The sequence below is a fragment of the Glaciimonas sp. GG7 genome, from assembly GCF_052976905.1.
Genome location: NZ_JBRIIQ010000030.1, coordinates 1 through 19,622 on the forward strand (window position 1 = coordinate 1; position 19,622 = coordinate 19,622).

At 41.2% G+C, this 19,622-nt stretch carries 20 protein-coding genes; 1 reads left to right on the plus strand and 19 read right to left on the minus strand.

What is annotated here, in order from left to right:
* Positions 1-320, plus strand: a 320-nt coding sequence (locus ACVBEF_RS09535) for a TolC family protein (RefSeq protein ID WP_447123701.1), incomplete at its 5' end; no start/stop codon positions are given.
* Between the two features lie 135 nt (positions 321-455).
* On the opposite strand, the gene waaA is transcribed toward ACVBEF_RS09535, so the two are convergent.
* The 19 genes from waaA to rfbC form a co-directional block, all read right to left on the minus strand.
* The gene (waaA, locus tag ACVBEF_RS09540) at positions 456-1,742 is read right to left on the minus strand and encodes a lipid IV(A) 3-deoxy-D-manno-octulosonic acid transferase (RefSeq protein WP_447123736.1); all 1,287 of its coding nucleotides are present in this window, start codon (positions 1,740-1,742) and stop codon (positions 456-458) included.
* Positions 1,742-2,611, minus strand: coding sequence for a Kdo hydroxylase family protein (locus ACVBEF_RS09545; protein ID WP_447123702.1), 870 nt, complete (start codon positions 2,609-2,611; stop codon positions 1,742-1,744). Before ACVBEF_RS09545 ends, waaA begins: the two co-directional genes overlap by 1 nt.
* Before the next feature lie 48 nt (positions 2,612-2,659).
* Complete coding sequence (waaC, locus tag ACVBEF_RS09550) at positions 2,660-3,664, minus strand: lipopolysaccharide heptosyltransferase I (protein ID WP_447123703.1); 1,005 nt, start codon at positions 3,662-3,664, stop codon at positions 2,660-2,662.
* 34 nt (positions 3,665-3,698) lie between these two features.
* Positions 3,699-5,090: a phosphomannomutase/phosphoglucomutase gene (locus ACVBEF_RS09555; protein ID WP_447123704.1), complete on the minus strand. Its 1,392-nt coding sequence runs from the start codon at positions 5,088-5,090 to the stop codon at positions 3,699-3,701.
* A 334-nt stretch (positions 5,091-5,424) separates the two neighbouring features.
* Positions 5,425-5,748 carry an H-NS histone family protein gene (locus tag ACVBEF_RS09560; protein WP_447123705.1) on the minus strand — a complete coding sequence of 108 codons (324 nt, stop codon included), beginning with the start codon at positions 5,746-5,748 and terminating at the stop codon, positions 5,425-5,427.
* A 297-nt stretch (positions 5,749-6,045) separates the two neighbouring features.
* The gene (locus ACVBEF_RS09565; RefSeq protein WP_447123706.1) at positions 6,046-7,974 is read right to left on the minus strand and encodes a polysaccharide biosynthesis protein; all 1,929 of its coding nucleotides are present in this window, start codon (positions 7,972-7,974) and stop codon (positions 6,046-6,048) included.
* 13 nt (positions 7,975-7,987) lie between these two features.
* Positions 7,988-8,548 (minus strand): sugar transferase, encoded by a 561-nt coding sequence (locus ACVBEF_RS09570; protein WP_447123707.1) that lies wholly within the window; start codon positions 8,546-8,548, stop codon positions 7,988-7,990.
* Positions 8,532-9,494: an NAD-dependent epimerase/dehydratase family protein gene (locus ACVBEF_RS09575; protein WP_447123708.1), complete on the minus strand. Its 963-nt coding sequence runs from the start codon at positions 9,492-9,494 to the stop codon at positions 8,532-8,534. Before ACVBEF_RS09575 ends, ACVBEF_RS09570 begins: the two co-directional genes overlap by 17 nt.
* Before the next feature lie 80 nt (positions 9,495-9,574).
* The gene (locus ACVBEF_RS09580; RefSeq protein ID WP_447123709.1) at positions 9,575-10,384 is read right to left on the minus strand and encodes a glycosyltransferase; all 810 of its coding nucleotides are present in this window, start codon (positions 10,382-10,384) and stop codon (positions 9,575-9,577) included.
* 72 nt (positions 10,385-10,456) lie between these two features.
* On the minus strand, positions 10,457-11,359 hold the full coding sequence (locus tag ACVBEF_RS09585) for a glycosyltransferase (RefSeq protein ID WP_447123710.1): 903 nt from the start codon (positions 11,357-11,359) through the stop codon (positions 10,457-10,459).
* Positions 11,349-12,692: a hypothetical protein gene (locus ACVBEF_RS09590; protein ID WP_447123711.1), complete on the minus strand. Its 1,344-nt coding sequence runs from the start codon at positions 12,690-12,692 to the stop codon at positions 11,349-11,351. The genes ACVBEF_RS09585 and ACVBEF_RS09590 overlap by 11 nt, the downstream gene beginning before the upstream one ends.
* Entirely contained in the window at positions 12,689-13,600 is a 912-nt protein-coding gene (locus tag ACVBEF_RS09595; protein ID WP_447123712.1) for a glycosyltransferase family 2 protein, read from the minus strand. The genes ACVBEF_RS09590 and ACVBEF_RS09595 overlap by 4 nt, the downstream gene beginning before the upstream one ends.
* A gap of 127 nt (positions 13,601-13,727) precedes the next feature.
* On the minus strand, positions 13,728-14,606 hold the full coding sequence (locus ACVBEF_RS09600; protein WP_447123713.1) for a 2OG-Fe(II) oxygenase: 879 nt from the start codon (positions 14,604-14,606) through the stop codon (positions 13,728-13,730).
* Positions 14,607-14,838: 232 nt separating this feature from the next.
* Positions 14,839-16,089 (minus strand): O-antigen translocase, encoded by a 1,251-nt coding sequence (locus tag ACVBEF_RS09605; protein ID WP_447123714.1) that lies wholly within the window; start codon positions 16,087-16,089, stop codon positions 14,839-14,841.
* Position 16,090: 1 nt separating this feature from the next.
* Positions 16,091-17,203: a DegT/DnrJ/EryC1/StrS family aminotransferase gene (locus ACVBEF_RS09610; RefSeq protein ID WP_447123715.1), complete on the minus strand. Its 1,113-nt coding sequence runs from the start codon at positions 17,201-17,203 to the stop codon at positions 16,091-16,093.
* Positions 17,204-17,239: 36 nt separating this feature from the next.
* Complete coding sequence (locus ACVBEF_RS09615) at positions 17,240-17,650, minus strand: sugar 3,4-ketoisomerase (RefSeq protein WP_447123737.1); 411 nt, start codon at positions 17,648-17,650, stop codon at positions 17,240-17,242.
* A gap of 38 nt (positions 17,651-17,688) precedes the next feature.
* Positions 17,689-18,162, minus strand: coding sequence for an acyltransferase (locus ACVBEF_RS09620; protein ID WP_447123716.1), 474 nt, complete (start codon positions 18,160-18,162; stop codon positions 17,689-17,691).
* A 44-nt stretch (positions 18,163-18,206) separates the two neighbouring features.
* Positions 18,207-19,079 carry a dTDP-4-dehydrorhamnose reductase gene (gene rfbD / locus ACVBEF_RS09625; protein WP_447123717.1) on the minus strand — a complete coding sequence of 291 codons (873 nt, stop codon included), beginning with the start codon at positions 19,077-19,079 and terminating at the stop codon, positions 18,207-18,209.
* On the minus strand, positions 19,076-19,621 hold the full coding sequence (gene rfbC, locus ACVBEF_RS09630; RefSeq protein ID WP_447123718.1) for a dTDP-4-dehydrorhamnose 3,5-epimerase: 546 nt from the start codon (positions 19,619-19,621) through the stop codon (positions 19,076-19,078). The genes rfbD and rfbC overlap by 4 nt, the downstream gene beginning before the upstream one ends.
* Position 19,622 lies beyond the last annotated feature (1 nt).

Consider the following 19,622-nt stretch of genomic DNA (forward strand, 5'->3'; position numbering starts at 1 on the left):
GTCTCCGACTCAGTAGTTCTATGCCGAGTACCACGGACAAGCACGAATCGATTGATGAGCAATTGGAGGCGCAACAAGCGTTTCTGGTGGCGCAAGAAGAGCGGGTTAAGTTGACCGATTTGCGCTTCAAAAATGGCATCGCCAGCTCGAACGAAATGCTCGACGCGCAACGTGACCTGTTCTCAGCCCAGCAAGCATTAATCCAGACCCGGCAATTGCGTCTGAACAATGCGATTGCATTGTATCGGTCGTTGGGCGGCGGGTTGAATGAGACTACGCAAGCGGTTGTAGTAGCAACGCCTGTGACCACGACTCAATAGATAGAAACAAGGAAGAAATTCCTGTCAAAAAAAACCGCAACGGTAAATAACCCGTTGCGGTTTTTTTATAGACTCTCAATGAACAAGCGTTACCTATTTTCAGCAATGCTCTTCGGTTGGATTATTGCAGAGCGGCTATAGCAATGCAGCTAACAAAGCGACCGTGCGCGCCGTCGCGCCACGATGCATCTGCGCGAAGTTGCGTGCACTTTGGCTCATTGCGTGGCGCTCGTCGTCGGCTTCTAATAACCGGCTCGCCACTTCCAGCATCACGTCAGCATCGGCTACACGTACGGCGGCTCCTGCGGCAATTGCTTGCTCTGTTACGGCCGCAAAGTTGAAGGTATGTGGACCAATCAATACCGGCGTACCTACCGCGCAGGCCTCAATCAGATTTTGCCCTCCCAGCGGCATCAAACTACCGCCAATAAAGGCCACATCGGACGCACCAAAATACGCAAACATTTCACCCATTGAGTCGCCCAGCATCACTTTGATCTCCGCTCCCAGTTCTGCGTCGCCTGACGATGAACGTCGCAGCATCGGCAAGTTGTGCGCGGTAATCAAATTAGCCACCTCGTCGAAACGCTGCGGATGGCGGGGGACGATGATTAACAACAGATGATCGATTGATTGCAATGTAGACAGCGCGTTCAAAATCAGCGACTCCTCGCCCTCACGCGTACTCGCGCATAGCAGCACTGGTCGGGTCCCGATTTGATGACGTAGAGAGATACCGATACGTATTAATTCCTCTGACGGCGCGACATCAAACTTAAGATTGCCGGTGATAGTGACCTTGCCAGCACCAAGTTGTCGCATCCGATCGGCGTCATCGCTGGTCTGTGCGCCAACGCAAGAAATACCGTTCGCCGCCTCTGTCATCAGCGTTGTAAATTTTTGTCCGCGTCGCAAAGAACGCGCAGATAAGCGGGCATTCACTAGCGCCACCGGAACGTGATACCGGGCGCATTGCGCAATCAGATTTGGCCAGACTTCGGTTTCCATCAGGACACACAAACGCGGTGAAAAATGGCGTAGAAACCGACCAACCATCCAGCCGGTGTCGTACGGCAAAAAACTCTGCACCACGCGTGACGTTGCGCCGAACAGCGCCTGCCCTGTCGCACGTCCGGTTGCGGTCATATGCGTCAACAAAATCGTGTGTTGGGGATAGCTGGCTAGCAGCGCGTTAATCAATGGTTCGGCGGCCCGGGTTTCACCGACGGAGACGGCATGCACCCACAAGTAGGATCGCGCTGGCTGACCTTGGCCTTGGCTACGATAAAATCCTAGCCGCTCAGAAATATGTTGCCGATATCCCGGCTCTTTGCGACCGCGCCACCATAAGCGGCACAATGCCAGCGGGATAATTAACCACCAAACGAAAGAATAGATAAGGCGATACAAACGGGCCCGCATCAAATCAGACTACGGCCGGTTAGCCGCGTCAAAATAGCTAACGGACTAGCGCTGGGATCGTATTGCCTGGTTGGCGGCAAGTGCAGCGTCTGCTCGAGCATGTATTGCCCGGACATCACCGCATGCGGGGTCTGATCAGAAAAACATACCCATACCGAACCCGCCGCAAAAGGCATCGTCACCTGTGGACCATCGGTTTGATACGCCAGATCCGACTTCATCGCGTCATGCAGTTGCAACATTAAATGGTCGTATTCGCTACGCAAGGACTTGGTAATGTGCAAGGCGCTGAGCAATTGCGCTTGCCAACGAGAGTAGGCCTTTGCCCTTGGCAAAAATCGCTGCGCCACGTCTTCAAACGGCTCGCCAACCCGCCACACGCGCGGCACGCCGTCAGGGTTCACATTGGCAAATACCCGCAAAATACGTTCGCCGTAATTGGGACGCGAAGGAAAAGCATCGATATGCATGCGCTTATCATCCGCACGCCACGACTGAGCGCGGGTCTCAACCTGCATCGGGCGGTAACTGGTGGGGGCCAAGCGGACAACGTCGCTGTACGCAGGTAACAGAGCGGCAATCAATTGCTGCGCCTGAGTGCGAAAACGGCCAACCATCGCCGCCATTGCCGCCTGATCCTCTGCATCCCCGATTGCGCCCTTTAATTGGCCCTCGGCATTAAGGCTGATATTGCGACTTTTAGGAGCACGCACGGCTGGCGTCAAGAAACGCCGTTCGTCTTGCGTGAGCTGAAAAGTAAGTTGGGGGAAGTACAGGAGTTTTCCGGCTTCGAGTGCGGAAATCCAGGCTTGATTGGATTGAGTGACATGCCAGTCGGCGCTGTCGATTTGCACAATTTGTTGGTTCATCGGCGTATTATGCCGCGTTGCGTTAGCGGCGTGAACTGTAGAAGCCGATTATCGTTGAGTCTGCACCTGATTCAGCAGTGTATCCACCGCCGCCGCAACCTGCGCCACCGTAGGCGATGTTCCTTCATCACCAAGATTGATAATGTTATCCGACCAATTCCCTTCCGTTTTCCAACGTGGTGAATCGCAGTACATCTCAATCGTCGGGCGATTAAATGCAGCTGCTACGTGAGTCAGACCGGTATCAACCCCAACCACCAACGCAGCGCGTTGCGCTAGCAAAACGGCTTCCATCAAAGGTAATTTAGGTAACACGCGTGCGTTCGATATCTGCGCGGCAAGGTTTTCAGCGGTTTGCTTTTCAGCAGCGCTGCCCCACGGCAACAATACCTGTATCCCCTGCGCTGCCAACTTCTCCGCAATAGCAACCCAGTTAGCGAACGCCCACTGCTTGTCTGCGCGTGCGGTGCCGTGAAAAAAGACGGCGTAAGGCTGACTCGATAACCATGACGGCGCTTGCTCTTGTGTCATTGCTGGCATCTGCATATTGAAATTTGCCGAGCCTTCAACGCTATACCCCAAAGCCTGCGCGGCAACCTGACGCGCCCGCAAGACTGCATGCGTGCGCAGCCCAACCTTGACGCTCATCGTATGAAAAATGCGTGATATCGGCTCGTATCCGGAACCCTCGGTCGCGTTTGCCAGCCCTACTCGCTTACCTTTAGGCGCAAGACGTGCCATCCGCATAATGACGCTGGTTTTTAATAATCCCTGCGTATCAAAAATAACGTCATACGCGTCGTGCTTGAGCTGCCGACGAAAATCCGACATTTCATGCCGCGTAGCAGGCGAAAAAAACCTTTTACGCCAGCGTCGCAGGGCAAAAGGAATGATTCGTCGGACTTCTGGATTGAGGCGTACTAAATTAACGTAGCCCTCCTCCACCACCCAATCGATATTGGCATCGGGATAATGACGCCGGATGTCGGCCACCATTGGCATGTTATGGACGACATCGCCAAGGGACGACACGCGGACGATCAGAATATTCAAGCGGGATTCGATTTAAGATTGGCGGAGGATGGTATTAAAAGGGAAGTTGTGCATCAGGCTTAACGGCGAGAATCACGCGTTTGAATTCTGCCTGTATCCGCGCCAGGGCGGCGTCCGATTCTGCCTCAAAGCGCATAACAGCCACCGGCGTTGTATTCGATGCACGCACCAATCCAAAGCCATCGGGATATTCCACGCGCAAGCCATCGATCTTGATAATGTCGTTTGCACCGGGAAACTCGGCTTCACTTTGCAATGTAGCGATCAACGTGAAGTTTTCACCTTCAGCCAGTGTCAGTTGCAACTCCGGCGTACTCGCCGACTGCGGCAATGCATTCAGCACCGCTGACGGATCGCTTTCCCGGCTCAACAATTCAAGCAAACGCGCGCCTGCATACAAACCATCGTCAAAGCCATACCAACGATCCTTGAAGAAAACATGTCCGCTCATCTCGCCACCGAGCGGCGCGCCGGTCTCACGCATTTTGGCCTTGACCAATGAATGTCCGGTCTTCCACATCAACGGCTTGCCGCCATGCTGACTAATCCACGGCGCTAAATGGCGCGTACATTTCACGTCGTATAAAATTTCCTGGCCGGGATGGCGGGTCAGCACATCGGCGGCAAATAGCATCAACTGACGATCGGGATAAATGATCTGACCGTCTTTAGTGACAACACCCAGACGGTCGCCATCGCCATCGAACGCCAGACCGAGCTCGACATCGCTCGTTTGTAAGGCGTGGATAACATCTTGTAAATTTTCTGGATGCGCAGGATCGGGATGATGGTTGGGAAATGTCCCGTCTACCTCACAAAACAACTCCTGCACCTCGCAACCCATTGCACGATAAAGCTCGCCAGCAAATGCCCCGGCCACACCATTACCGCAATCGACCACGATCTTCATTGGCTTGGCTAATTTGACATCGCTGAGGATGCGTTGCAAATAGGCTTCTTTGATATCGTGGGTGCTGTAGCTGCCAGTACTTCCGGCTAGCGCCGCTTGCTTGGCACTGCCAGTGACAATCGCCTGATACAACGCCTGTATGGTCTCGCCATAAATCGCCTCACCCGCCAGTACCATTTTGAAGCCGTTGTAATCGGGCGGATTATGGCTGCCCGTGACCATCACACCTGATTGCGTCCCCAGAATATGGGTCGCGAAATACACCATCGGTGTAACGACAACGCCGATATCAATCACGTCCACGCCAACGTCCTGCAACCCGGATGCCAATGCCGCCGTCATTTCCGCGCCAGACAACCGTCCATCACGGCCGATAACAACCGTGCGTTCACCTTTAGCAAGGGCCGCCATACCGAAGGCCTGACCGATTTGACGCGCAATATTGGCGTCAAGGGTCTTGCCGATGACGCCGCGAATGTCGTAGGCTTTGAATATTGAATTTTGGAGTGGGAGCATAGACTTACTAGGAATGGTTGACGGATGAAAGAGCAGACTTGCTACTTGTATAAATCTGGCCATCCATTACCCGATAAAGCATTTAAGCTGACGTTAAAAATATGCAACGTCGTTACAAGTGGCTTTAGATTGATTATGTCGATAAAAAGAAGTAAATCTATATCTCGACAGCTTTACAGAGACATCACTCCGGACCGGAGATGAAAATCCGCGAACCAATATCCACAAAAAAGAATGATTCTTCTGAGCAGATATCCAGCTGAGATAACAAATATTAAGCGTCTGTTAAAAATTCAAAATACACGCAGAATAAATAATGCAACTAAATCAGAAGTTATACGTGTAATGCATCCAACGTTTTACCTGATGCAATCCATTCTTGTACCCATTTAGGCTGACGACCACGACCAGTCCATTGCAGCGACGCATCGGAAGGGCTGCGATAACGCACAGCAACTTTAGCTTTCGTAGCACCATTATTCTTAATGCGTGCTGACCCGCCTAATAAATCCTTAAGCGAAATGCCAGCACTTTGTGCGATTGCCAGAATCTGCTCGCGTGCTTTGGTCATTTCTTCGTGCTCGCGGTCCTTTAAGGTCTGCTTAACTTGCTCTTGTAAAGCGCGCAAATCGGCAACTGATAGGCCTGATAAATCCATACTTTCCTCCAATAAATGAAATCATTAAAAACTATATTTGCAGTCAAATACTGCATTTTATTTAAATACCGCCATCAATTCAATGCACCGCGAATTAGCGGGACCACGAATATTGGATGAAGGATACAGCCTATCCGGTTAATGCGCAAAGTAGATTGATACAGATTAGCAACGCATATTGAATAAAATCATATAAATCAGAACATATATTCAATTCAATTAATTAACAAGAACGCACTTCAAATACAGTGACTTAAGAAAACAATGTACTTATTAATCACATGATTATCAAAAATATCAACTTGACACAGCACAATCGCCTGGAGATACCTGCGCACGCCAAATAAAATCCTGAATATCGCACTGAGGCTCATATTCGGCTACGGTACGCAACAACATTGCACGTACTTCTTCATAATCAAATCTGTCACAAGCAGCTTCTAGCTTTAGCAACATATCCTGCAATATCACCCAAGGGATTTCCACCTCTTGCGCACGCATAATGAGAGGATGCTCCGTACCCTCTACATTCTCTCCAATCAGCAATTCTTCATACAACTTTTCACCGGGACGCAAACCGACGTGATTAATTTCAATAGTACCTTCAGGAGTCAATTCAGATAACACCTCGAGCCCACTCAAATGCACCATTCGTTTAGCCAGATCGATAATCTTTACAGGATCGCCCATATCCAATACAAAGACATCGCCACCCTCGCCCATTGCACCCGCTTGCAATACAAGTTGAGCCGCTTCTGGAATAGTCATGAAATAACGCGTGATCTCTGGATGCGTCAGGGTAATAGGTCCACCCGCCATAATCTGCTTACGAAACAAAGGCACAACGGATCCTGAAGATCCCAATACATTCCCAAAGCGCACCATACAAAATCGCGTCCGTGACGAAGATTTTGCCTGCAAGCGAGAAAATGCCTGCAATATTAATTCAGCAAAACGTTTGGTAGAACCCATCACATTGGTCGGTCGCACAGCCTTATCGGTAGAAATCAAGACAAACGAATTAACGCCAGCAGCCATCGCGGCCTTAGCAACACTTAATGTTCCAAACACATTATTCCGAATCCCCTCAATCGGATTATGCTCAACTAAAGGAACATGTTTATAGGCCGCAGCGTGATAGACAGTTTCGACAGAAAAGGTGCGCATGATACGAGTGCACTTTTCGGTTTCCAATACAGAGCCCAGAAACGGCAACAACTCAATATTCAAATTAAGGCTTTTTTGCAACTCACCCAACTCTTGCTCAATTGCATAGAGACCAAATTCAGACATTTCGAGCAAAATCAAACGTGATGGCCTTTGGCGAATAATTTGACGACATAGTTCAGAGCCAATAGAACCTCCGGCCCCTGTCACCATCACCGATTTATTCACAATGCAGGCAGAAATTAATGTTGGATTAGGATCAACCTGATCGCGTCCTAATAAATCCTCAATTTCAATTTCACGGATATCCTGTAGTCGTAACTCGCCATTTATCAAACTCTTGATCGGTGGCGTGACTTTGATTTTGACTTTTAACGGCTCCAGACGATCAAGAATATGTTTTTGCTGCGCCTTGGTTTGTGACGGCATCGCTAACAATATTTCTTTAATGTCGTATCGCGCAATAATCGCAGGAATATCGTTGGGGCCGAATACCTTAATACCTGCAATTGTTGCTCTATGTAACTCAATTTTGTCATCGATAAACGCCATTGGCGCATATTCAGAAGTTACACGAAGAGCACTTGCCAATTGCGACCCCGCGTGGCCCGCGCCGTAGATTGCCACACGCACTGCCCCGGCAACGCCACTAACATGAAGCAAAACCCCGCGAGCCACAAAACGACTCGCTGCCACGTATAAAATTGTGCTAACCCAATAGATACCAAATACTGCACGGGAATAGCCAACTGTTTGAGTAAATGTCCCCAAAGCCCCCAACGCAACGACCGACAGTGTCACTCCAAGCACCACCACATATACAATTTTATGATCTATAAAACGAATAACGGCGCGATATAACCCAAGTTTCACAAAAATGGGAATTGATATAATCGGGGCAGCAACAATTAATATAACGTATTGATGTAATAAAAAATTACTTAGACCATCATGACGAAGCCATATAGCCAGACAAAATGTCAACGGCAAAAAAAAAGCATCCAAAGTAACAGCTAAAAGCTGTTTATACAGACGTGACAAATCAAGAAATGAATTCATACAGATAACTCAATCAATGTGTAACTCCATCTCTACGTATTACTTTCCAAAAAGTAAGAAGTATAATTTTAATATCTAAAAATAGTGATCTATTTTTTAAATATTCAACATCTAGTTTTACTTTATCCGGAATAGGTAGTTCGTCGCGCCCATTGATTTGCGCCCATCCAGTTAAGCCAGGTAAAAGCTGATCAACTCCACACTGAGTACGGAGTTGAATTAAATCATCTTGATTAAATAGTGCTGGACGTGGGCCAACAAAACTCATGTCACCTTTGAGAATACTCCACAGTTGTGGCAATTCATCCAAACTAGATTTGCGCAAAAAAAAACCAGCTGGCGTTAAAAACTGCTTAGGATTATCTAAAAGATGAGTGGCGACAGCGGGAGTATTCACCTGCATCGTCCTAAATTTCGGCATTCTGAAAATTTTATTCGATCGCCCCACTCGATCAGACCAATAAATCACAGGACCTTTAGAAGTTAATTTTATAATAACAGCAACAAATCCAATAGGTAGAAACAAAACAAGGACTGCCATTATGGCAAAACAAAGATCAAATAATTTTTTCACTCAAATACCTTTTTCCTGCAAGGCGTAATCCGTCACTCACATTAATTGATGGAGACCAACCTAGAATATTTTTGGCCTTAGTAATATCTATTTCAAGGGAGCCACAAAGTTGTTGATACATACTTTTTTTACCCAGTAACGAAGCTCCAAACTCAAGAATTTTGGGTGGCACCGGAAACAATCTAGCTGGCTTCCCCATACCTTCACTCAACAAGCGAATCAATTGCGGTGTGGAAACACACTCTTCATCAGCAATTAAAAATGTTTGATTCGCAGCATTTGGATGTTCAATGCAAATTGTAATGAAATCTAATAAATTATCGAGAGCGAGCATCGATCGTTGATTGATAACTGAACCGAAAGGAAATAGGCGCCCTTCAAAAATCAAGTTAAGCAAGCGTCCAAAATTACCAGGAGCATTACTGTCATAAATCAACGGAGGACGGATAACTACAAGCTCCATTCCTGTTTTAGCACAAATGGACTTTAAACCTTCCTCCGCTTCCAACTTTGACAATGCATAATCGGCATGCGGCTGTGGGAATGATAGTTCAGAAAAAGGATTAGAAAAAGTTTCCGCACCGTTTACGCCAATAGAGCTAATAAATATAAAACGTTTTACACCAGCATCAGCAGCCTGATGAGCAAGATTCAAAGCGCCATCAACATTCACTCGCCGAAACTCCGCCAGGGGTTTTATAGCCTTGCTGTTAGTAATATGCGCCAGAGCAGCCGTATGAACAAGACATTCGACACCGCTAACGGCATCTTTCCAGCTAGCTTGTGATCCGATATCACCAACTAAATAAATCTTAGCATCTTCGCGAAACGCCGCGTCAGGTCGACGTGTACTAGCTCGGACTTCCCCATAATTTAAATCTAATAAATGATTAAGTAATGAACAACCAACAAAACCATTTGAGCCTGTAATTAGAATTTTAGACATCAAAACCTATTTTTATTAGAATTTACAAAAGAAAATTAAAATTATCAACTAAATATTATTATTACTTACATCAGAAGCAATTATTTATAACTATTTCGTGCAAATTTATAAAAAAATTTTCTAAATTTTGGTGGCGGAATACGGATAAAAGCTCGTATTAAAAAGTTAATAAAAAAATCAGTTAAGCTTATAAAATTAATAGATTTTTGATACTTTAAAAGACCAATCTCTCCTTTAAAAAATTTAGACCCCCTCCTTGCTATAAAGTCATCTCCCGTACGCATATACAAAAGCACCTCAGGGAGGTTTGCAAATTTATAGTTATTGACTAACATCAGTGACCATAAAGCATAATCCTCCGGAAAGATCAAAGGATAACCTCCGACTGATAATACGGCATCTCTTCTAAAAATTGAAACCGGATGACTTATAGGATTACGGCGCTTAGAGAAGGCTAAAATATCCACATGATTTGTAGGTAATATTTTCAAAAAACCACAATCACTCATTATGCTATCTCGCTCTTCAATCCAAGCGCTAGCCACACTTATCTCTGGATTTGAAAGCATGAACCCAACTTGCTTCTCAAAACGCTGAGGTAAAGAAATATCATCAGCATCCATACGTGCAATAAGCTCATACGAACAGTGTGCAAGTCCCGCATTAAGGGCTGCTGCCAATCCAAGGTTATTATTCAGCTTCACAAGCTTTATAGGAAGGCTATGAGAATATTTCTCGATAACATTAGCAATTTGTTCGGTTACTTCACCATCCTCAACGATAATAATCTCAGAAGATTGCAGACTTTGGTCAGCTAAACTTTTTAAACACTCATCCAAATATAAAAAATTATCTTTTTTATAAACAGCCATTAGAACAGAGAAGCTCATACTATTTCTTACTCTTTAAATAAATACGTTTATTTTCAGCTTCAAAAAAATTAATTATAAATTCTTAAAATTTCAAAAATTAATTTTTCCGCTTGCGTTTTTAAAAACATCTTTGAAAGCTTTATATATATATATTCGCCTCAGTCGTCCATCTCCGACAAAAAAACAATAAATGGGAAGCTTAACGATGTTTACAACAACTCTTTTAATACGCCAAGATAGTGGTATATACCGCCTAAAAAATAAATAAAAACTATTTCTATATTGGTAATAATTTCTAATAGGAGCTGGTAACCCAACATTTAAAAATAAAAATTTTTTATGTCCGCTTCCTAGCATGTGTTGTATTTCTAAATTAGTATCTACGAAAACATCAAGGCCAAATTTTTTACTTCTCCAACACCACTCCCAATCAACATAATCAATAAAAAGTGACTCATCTTTAGGGCCTACAATTTCAAAACTGGATTTTGGAAAAAAAAATCCAGAGCTAAGAGTTTTATCAACACGTATCACATTATTTTGTTTTTTATGTCCATCATAAATATATCCATCATCTCGTATTGCTAGCGGCCCGATACCAGCAACAGCAACGTTATCAGCTATGAGTTTAAGATAAGACTTTATTATTTTTTCGACATAATCAGTTGGCAAAGTCGAGTCCTGATCAATTTCTATGAAATATTCATACCCATTATTTATGGCATAATCTAGTCCATAATTTTGAGCCGCAGCAATGCCTTTATTTCCATTCATAGGCAATATAAAAAAATTACCGAATATATCTACAAAGCTTTCAATTTCTTTTTTTTTCTCTAATATATCAGAATTATCACAAACCAAAACTAGTCCAACTTGATGCGCATAACTTTCTATATTACGTCTGAATGAGTTAATCTCTGGATTATATGCAGTAACAATGATAGCTACTTTTCTTATCAATACAGATGAAATATTTATATTATTAATAAACATTAGATAAATTTTTCTTTTTGAAAGCCGATCCGAATAATTTTAATACAAAAAATAATATAAAAATATCGAAAACATATGCCAGTCCTATAGGTGGCTCTAATAATACTGCTGGGAATCTAAGCCATAAAGCTGCAACTAAAGCAGAATAAAACATTTTATTCTGCCCTGTTTTTGTCAGTGCTAAAAGACATGAAAATAAAAATGCTATAAAAATAATGAAAATAATACCGAATTCGAAACCAAAATACTTATATGAAAATAAATCAAAGTGACTTGTAGGTCCACCAGCAACCTGTAAGGCGGGATCAAAATATAAAATCGATTGTCTCCCGATACTATAATCATCGACAGGATAGCCAAGTAATTTACTCATACTCGTAACACCAACAAAAGATGAAGCAAATCTGACTAATGCGCTATCAGTCTTGAGAACTTCGATTACATTATTCGGTAAAGAAAAGTAATATACATCTCCATTAGCTAATACCCTGAGGATTAATCGTTCAAGCAATACAAAATCCCCTCTCATATATTGAGATCCTGCATCTCGGTCAAAACCGCTTTTGTCCAAATTTTTAGAAAGTACCATTAATGCAAAGACTAACGAAAAAGAAAGTACGACGAACGCAATTAGAAACTTAAATTTAATTTTTGAATAATATATAGAAATCACTAAAAAAATTGAATAAATAGCTTCAAGCACACTAAATTTGGCACCATTTACTACTGCTCCAAGAATAATTAATAAAATTAAAGAGCAAGACAATAATATAGTACCTATATTAATTTTTTTTTGTTCTTTATATTTTTTTACAATAATTAAAGAAAAATATCCAATTACAAATGGTCTAAGTGCATCCGCAAGGCGCACCAAAGCACCAAAACCACGATTTTGCTCAAATCGATTATCAGCAGCAAACATACCTGCTCCAACCAACCATAAAACCAGAATTAAAGATAATATATATACAATTAGAATACAACAAAATTCAAAAAACCCACGACCTTTAGGTATTAATAAAATATTTACCAAATTTTCCAATGGATTTATTCTCATTCTTATAAATAAATGAAAGAAAAATACAAAAGAAAATCCATAAATTAATATAATAAAAAATATGTAATCACTAATATAATTTAGAAAATATAATGATATAACAATTCCATAGGAAGTTCCAAAAGTAAAAGTCCAATAAAAATGAAATGGATCCAAGTAACCGGCAGGAACAACTCTTCGAATATTTAGATATAGGACACACGTCGTTATTGACATGAAGAATCCAAAAAGAGGTAAATTACTGAAAAATACCTCAAAAAAATCTTTATCACTCATTTCAGAAAACTCAAAATTTTAGTCATTAATATATTTAGTATTGATGGAAAAACATAATACCTACTCGCCCAAGAAGTACTTTTAATAATAGTCCAGACATTTTTAAATTCTTTTGCTCGAAATCCAATAAGTATGTAATAACCTAAAGCATTACCAATTGCCTGATCAACCAAATATGATGGAGCTAAAGCTTCAAAAGCCTGCTTATCCATAGAAAAATGTTTAATTAATTTTTTATAGGTATTATTATCATGATGTCTATAATTAACGACAAATAAATCTGGTTTATAAATAAATTCCGATCCCTCTTTCGAAAATATCTTTAGAAGTTTCACAAAGGTTGGATAATCATCTAGAATGATATTTGAATCCCATCCTCCAATTTTTCTCAGTGCAGCCGTTCTAAAAATAGTAGACTGGAGCAATATTGGTGATGGATAATTCAAAAACATCTCGATATTTCTTTTTTTTGCATCCATTTTAAAGAAAAAATCCTGCTTACTTCCATATATTGGAGTTGTATAAGATCCTCTGTATTTTGAAAAATTTTCCCCACCACCAATATAGAACTGACATGAAGGATTTTCATAAAGCTCTTTTAATATTTCAACAATGCCCTCAGGATTAGGGATATCGTCTGAGGCAACTATATATAAAAATTCAGTGATAGTCATTTCTAAGCCCATATTAAGCGAACTAACTAAACCAGAATTTTTTTTACATATAAATTCAATGCCATCCGACCCTTTATCCTCGATAAATTTCCTTATCCTATCTTCTGTTTTATCAGTAGATCCATCATCAATGATAATGATTTTTTTCCCTGGAACGTCAATTCTATATACAGCATTCAAACATTCATCTATATAACTCTCATGATTATAGGTAGGTATAATAATGGTAAGCATTTTTAGCATAATTCCTAATAAAAAAAGCATCAAGAATAATAGAACTTGATTAATTTTATACTGCTCACCATAATCCTAAAAAATTTCTATCTCATTAGAAAAACTATTTTCAAGCTGTTTAGTTGATTTACTTTTTAAACAGATTTTTAAATTTCAAAACCGACCGATATGCAATTGGAGGCAGCCAGTCCTTCAAATAATTTTGAAATCTTAATTTTGCCGCCTGACTTTTAATGGCGATGCTATCATCTGGTCGCGCCACGTACATAGTTGAATGAGCGGGAGAATCTTCGTACACTTTTTTTGATGCAGTATAGTAATAGAGAGCGATCGATTTTCGAGTTATTTCCGATGGGGTGTTTAATGGATCTGGATGACCATGATATGAATCAGCATCTGTATTGAAAATTACACACCGGTTAAATAATGGAGCAATAACATCAATTTTACCCGTCATTTTTTTATCCCATATTTCGAGACAGCCCCCGTAATTACTATCCCAGTCTTTATTTAAATATATAAGAATATTAAGCCGTCTATTTATATGAAGCTGCTCATTTATTCTGAAGTCAGCGTGAATTCCAAGCTTTCCACCACGTGATATTTCATGAAATCCACCACCATTAAAATATGGATCGCCAATTAATGAGTCAATCGTAGTGAGACCCTCTAAAAATTGAAGTATAGGTGCTGAATTAAAAAAATGGAAAATATTACGAATTCTTTCTTCACAATTTTCAGGCAATATTTGTCTCTTATGCAGTCCTTGGTAGTCATTTTCGTAAAACTTATCACCCGTAATTTTTTCTAGTGGAAATTTTTGAAGTATTTCCTCAATTAGTTTTACAGGAAGAAAATTATCTATAACTATGTGAGGGTATGGTTCTGCAAAGCAATATGAACCAGCTAGTTCTTCACCAAATTCTCTTGCTAATTTTGTATCGAGATGTATACCGTTTTCCAAGCTAATCGGTAATGTTGCACTAATATATTTTGTATTTTCCATTTTGATCCTTACTTAAACTAATATATAAATAACAATCTTACTTATAGAAATAATTTTTGATAATAAATTGAAGCATAAATAACTCAGTGAAATTAATTTTATAAAAAATTAATTATCAACAAATGTTAATCCAATAAATATTGTACAGCGTGAGTTTTTATTTTCAATCATTCTGTTATTTTTACTCTCAGAATCAGTGTTACGTATACACTATTAATTTACTTATATGTATTCAATATGAAAATCGCCTCACATTTTTATACATAAATATTAAATATATTAGATAATTCAGAGCATACGCAACATTAGCCCCATGAACACCATATTTTTGGACAAAGATATAAGCAAATAATACGAAAGTCATAGAGAACAATATTTCAGTTCCCATAAACCACTTAGTAGCCCCCCGAGCCAGCATTGGATATGCATAAATCCAAGACATAATTTTAATTACGTCGCCAACCAATTGAATTGCAAAAAACTCTCGAGCCGGATGGAAGGCGTCGGTAAATATTAAACTAATTACAATATCGCGAAATAAATACACCAACAACGCCAATAATGACACAATAGGCATAATGATCCTGATGGTAGTTTTAATCTCTTTCAATATTGCGTCAGGTCCATCCAAAGATGCCAATTTAGGCAAGAAGTAGGTACTTAATGCCATCGTTATCACGCCAAGATATACCTCAGATATTTTCCATACAGCTTGCCATTGACCAGTTTGCTCCCAACCGGTTTGACTAACCAAAATATTTCGAACCAGCAACAACGATACAGGTACAGTCAATGCACTCGTAATGGCCATCGCAACATAAGCACCAATCCCTTTAATCTGAGCCTTGTCGGTTTTCCCCCACCAATATTTCAGACGGAACCATGGCTGTCGAATTGATCCAATTAACATTACCATGCCTGAAATGCTTGTATAAAGAGCTGCTGCAATCATTGCGCCATTAAGATTGGCAGCCCGTACCAAAACCACCATTATTATGGTGGCTACAAATACAGACACAGCACCCAAACATATAAACCGTCGATATTGATGTTGCCCATTAATAATCGAGGCCACGAGACTATTTGCAGCGGATAAAGGTAACATCAGCGCCATTAATACAACTAACCAAGAGTAATCCAACTCTCCAAATAATCTGTGTGATATTGGCTTTGCAAATATACATACGATTGGAATCACTATCGCCAAAAGAAATGTAATCCACTTTATACCTGCCCTCCACCATGGCGCACACCCCTCCAATCCTGAATCTTTATATTCGGAGGTATAACGAACTATGCCATTTCCTGCTGGCGCAGTAACAATTCCGTTAAGTACGCTAACAAGACTTTGGACTTGCCCTAACATAGCGATTCCACTAGGGCCTGTATAGGTCGCTACGACCTTAGCCACAATGAACCCACTACCCATCTTAAATAATGTAAGCAGTCCACTAAAAAGTGTAACTGTTAATAACTTCCTCACACTAACTTATGCATAGGAGGCAGTCTTTTACCGAGTCAATCACATACTGGACAGCATTTTCTGACATTGTTGGCCCCATTGGAAGGCTCAGTACTTGCTGATGGATTCGTTCGGCAATCGGGAAATCTCCCAACTTATAACCTAGTCCGGCATACGCCAATTGAAGATGTGGAGGGATTGGGTAGTGGATCATCGTACCAACGTCACGTTCAGCTAATAATTTTTGCAATTTGTCACGCTCATCAACACGCACAACATATAAATGCCAAACCGGATCGGCCCAATTCGATACTTGTGGCAAAGTAACCACCGGCACATCGGACAATTGTTTTGAATATTGGCTTGCAATATCAGACCGTTTTGCGTTACTAGCATCCAACGCCGGGAGCTTGACACGTAGCAATGCGGCTTGTAACTCATCTAACCGGGAATTGAACCCGAGTACGTCGTTGTGATACTTGATGCTAGAGCCATAGTTTCGAGAGACTCGAATGGCATTAGCCAACTTATCATCGTTTGTTGTGATCGCACCGCCATCTCCTAAAGCACCTAGATTCTTACCAGGGTAAAAACTAAACGCGGCAGCATCACCCAAGCTCCCAACACGTCGGCCTTTATAAAGTGCACCATGGGCCTGAGCCGCATCTTCAATGACTTTTAATCCATGCCGATGCGCTATTTCATTAATACTGTCCATATCAGCCGGTTGACCATAAAGGTGCACCGGGATAATAGCCTTAGTTCTAGCGGTGATTGATGCTTCGATCTTCAACGGGTCCAGATTATAAGTATTCTCATCTGGCTCAACTGGAATCGGTGTAGCACCACAGTGCGAAACAGCAAGCCAAGTCGCAATGTATGTGTTGCTTGGGACGATCACCTCATCTCCAGGACCGATACCGTATGCTTTCAGAATCAAAAAAATGGCATCAAGGCCATTTGCAACACCTATCGCATGTCCTACATTGCAATAGTTCGAAAACTCTAGCTCAAAAGCATCTACTTCCTTACCCAAAATGTACCAACCAGATTTTAAAACTCGATGAAATGCTTTTTCAAGTTCGCCTGCATGTTCAGAATTGGAGGCATTTAAATCAAGAAATGGAATATGCATATAAATTAATTTCTATATTTAATATTGAGAAATACTCTAATTTTCAGCATGTGCAACTGCTGCAAATTCACTATAGTTATGATAATAATCTGCTTGATCATATATAGTCGAAGCTAGGACAAGACATACGGCACCGGAAGAAAAATTTTCTACTTCACGCCACATCATTTTGGGAATATATAATCCATGATAAGAACGGTTAAGATGGATTTTTTTTCTTTCATACCCATCATCAATAATTACATCAAAACTTCCAGACATCGCAACGATTACTTGCTCTAACTCTTTATGCCCATGACCTGCTCTTGACGAACCACCGGGAACGTCATAGAGATAATAGACTCGTTTTATTTCAAAGGGTATATGAATTCCGCCTTCAATCACTGAAAGATTACCGCGGGGATCTCCATACTTTGGAAAATCAATTATCTTACTTTCTGATAACATAAATAAATATTCTTTATTAATTAAAAATAATACATTTATCAATCCATCATTTTTATTAATTTTGCTGGATTTCCAACCATCAATGCATTTGATGGCACATCTTTAGTTACAACAGCTCCCGCAGCAATCATCGCTCCATGACCGATGGTAACTCCACCTAGAATTGTTGCATTGGCTCCAATACTGGCTCCAGTTTTAACAATTATTTTTAGGAAGCTCTCCGGGTACACTTTACTTCTTGGAAATTTATCATTACAAAATGTTGCATTTGGTCCAATAAATACATCACTTTCCAATTCAATCCCATCCCATATCTGCACACCGCATTTAATTGTTACTCGATCACCAATTACCACATCATTTTCAATAAAAACATGATCGCAGATATTACAATCATTACCTATTTTTGCTCCTCCAAGAATATGAGTAAATGCCCATATTTTTGTACTCTCACCAATAGTTGCCCCAAGTTCTACAATTGCGTGGTCATGAATGAAATTATTTTTATCCATTTTAATTTGATACTTATTCAGTAATATTATTTTTTATGTTTTAATTATTGCGCTAAACATAATTTCAATGCATGTTCCCATTCGGGAACTGCACACAAAGAATTTATAATTTTCTCACTTGACATTACAGAGTATTTTGGTCGATTCGCTAGCAATGGATATTCGTCTGCTGTAATCGGTTTCACTATAAATGATTTTTTAATGGCTGCATGTTTTAATATAGCTTCAGCAAAACCAAACCAAGTGGTTTGGCCTTGACCAGTCAGATGGTAAATGCCAGAGTGACCTTGCCACCATTCTTGTTCGTTTAGTCCAAATTGACTTTTTGCCAGAATAGCTCCAGTCGCATCGGCAATAGTACGGCACCAAGTAGGACTACCGTATTGATCGTTAACGATACTTGCCTTATCTCGCTCTTTAGCTAAACGCAATACCGTCAATAAAAAATTTCCTCCTCGCATACCGTACACCCAACTAGTCCGAAAAATTAAATACGGGATATGCATCCTTTGAATAGCCTGCTCACCCGCAAGCTTAGTAGCACCATAAACATTGATCGGATTGGTGATGTCAGTTTCTAAGTAAGGTGTTCTTTGATTTCCATCGAACACATAATCTGTACTGTAGTGAATCATCGCAGCACCAAGTTTTTTTGCCTCCTCTGCCATTACACCGGGAGCTAAGCCATTTATACACATAGCTAATTCAGGCTCGCTTTCAGCTTTATCTACGGCTGTATAAGCTGCTGCATTAATAATTAAGTTCGGCTTAATTGTACGAATGACGTCTCGTACTTGTTCTAAATTAGATAGATCCATCTGTTTGCGATCCAAGGCAATAACCTCACCCAAATTTTGCAAACTACGTTCTAGCTCATACCCAACCTGTCCATTTTTTCCTGTAATGAGTATTTTCATATAAAGAGCTCCGCATCGGCTAACATTTGGCCAGCCTGATCTTTTTCGGACAAAATCGGAGTACAGTTAATTGGCCAATTAATACCAATTGCCGGATCATTCCATAAAATAGTTCTCTCAAACTCAGGTGCCCAATAATCGGTCGTTTTGTAGAGAAATTCTGCGGACTCGCTAATAACCACAAATCCATGCGCGAAACCAGGTGGTACCCACATTTGTAGTTTATTTTCTGCGGATAAAACAATCCCAACCCAATGGCCGAAAGTCGGTGAGCTCTTACGTATATCAACGGCAACATCGAATACCTCACCGGAAACAACCCGGACTAGTTTTCCTTGTGGCTGCTTTATTTGATAATGCAGGCCGCGCAACACATTTTTTGCCGACTTTGAGTGATTATCTTGAACAAAATTTGTACAAATTTCGGTTATTTTCTTAAATTGTTTAGCATTAAAACTTTCGAAAAAAAAGCCACGGTCATCTCCAAATACCCTTGGCTCAATAATTAGAACATCAGGAATTTCATCCATTTGAATTTGCATT

Bases quoted from the DNA above. Each gene is read 5' to 3' on its own strand.
- waaA (WP_447123736.1), bottom strand. From the start codon at position 1,742: ATGCGGGCCCGTTTGTATCGCCTTATCTATTCTTTCGTTTGGTGGTTA.
- ACVBEF_RS09545 (WP_447123702.1), bottom strand. From the start codon at position 2,611: ATGAACCAACAAATTGTGCAAATCGACAGCGCCGACTGGCATGTCACT.
- ACVBEF_RS09555 (WP_447123704.1), bottom strand. From the start codon at position 5,090: ATGCTCCCACTCCAAAATTCAATATTCAAAGCCTACGACATTCGCGGC.
- ACVBEF_RS09560 (WP_447123705.1), bottom strand. From the start codon at position 5,748: ATGGATTTATCAGGCCTATCAGTTGCCGATTTGCGCGCTTTACAAGAG.
- ACVBEF_RS09565 (WP_447123706.1), bottom strand. From the start codon at position 7,974: ATGAATTCATTTCTTGATTTGTCACGTCTGTATAAACAGCTTTTAGCT.
- ACVBEF_RS09575 (WP_447123708.1), bottom strand. From the start codon at position 9,494: ATGTCTAAAATTCTAATTACAGGCTCAAATGGTTTTGTTGGTTGTTCA.
- ACVBEF_RS09580 (WP_447123709.1), bottom strand. From the start codon at position 10,384: ATGAGCTTCTCTGTTCTAATGGCTGTTTATAAAAAAGATAATTTTTTA.
- ACVBEF_RS09585 (WP_447123710.1), bottom strand. From the start codon at position 11,359: ATGTTTATTAATAATATAAATATTTCATCTGTATTGATAAGAAAAGTA.
- ACVBEF_RS09590 (WP_447123711.1), bottom strand. From the start codon at position 12,692: ATGAGTGATAAAGATTTTTTTGAGGTATTTTTCAGTAATTTACCTCTT.
- ACVBEF_RS09595 (WP_447123712.1), bottom strand. From the start codon at position 13,600: ATGCTTACCATTATTATACCTACCTATAATCATGAGAGTTATATAGAT.
- ACVBEF_RS09600 (WP_447123713.1), bottom strand. From the start codon at position 14,606: ATGGAAAATACAAAATATATTAGTGCAACATTACCGATTAGCTTGGAA.
- ACVBEF_RS09610 (WP_447123715.1), bottom strand. From the start codon at position 17,203: ATGCATATTCCATTTCTTGATTTAAATGCCTCCAATTCTGAACATGCA.
- ACVBEF_RS09615 (WP_447123737.1), bottom strand. From the start codon at position 17,650: ATGTTATCAGAAAGTAAGATAATTGATTTTCCAAAGTATGGAGATCCC.
- ACVBEF_RS09620 (WP_447123716.1), bottom strand. From the start codon at position 18,162: ATGGATAAAAATAATTTCATTCATGACCACGCAATTGTAGAACTTGGG.
- rfbD (WP_447123717.1), bottom strand. From the start codon at position 19,079: ATGAAAATACTCATTACAGGAAAAAATGGACAGGTTGGGTATGAGCTA.
- rfbC (WP_447123718.1), bottom strand. From the start codon at position 19,621: ATGCAAATTCAAATGGATGAAATTCCTGATGTTCTAATTATTGAGCCA.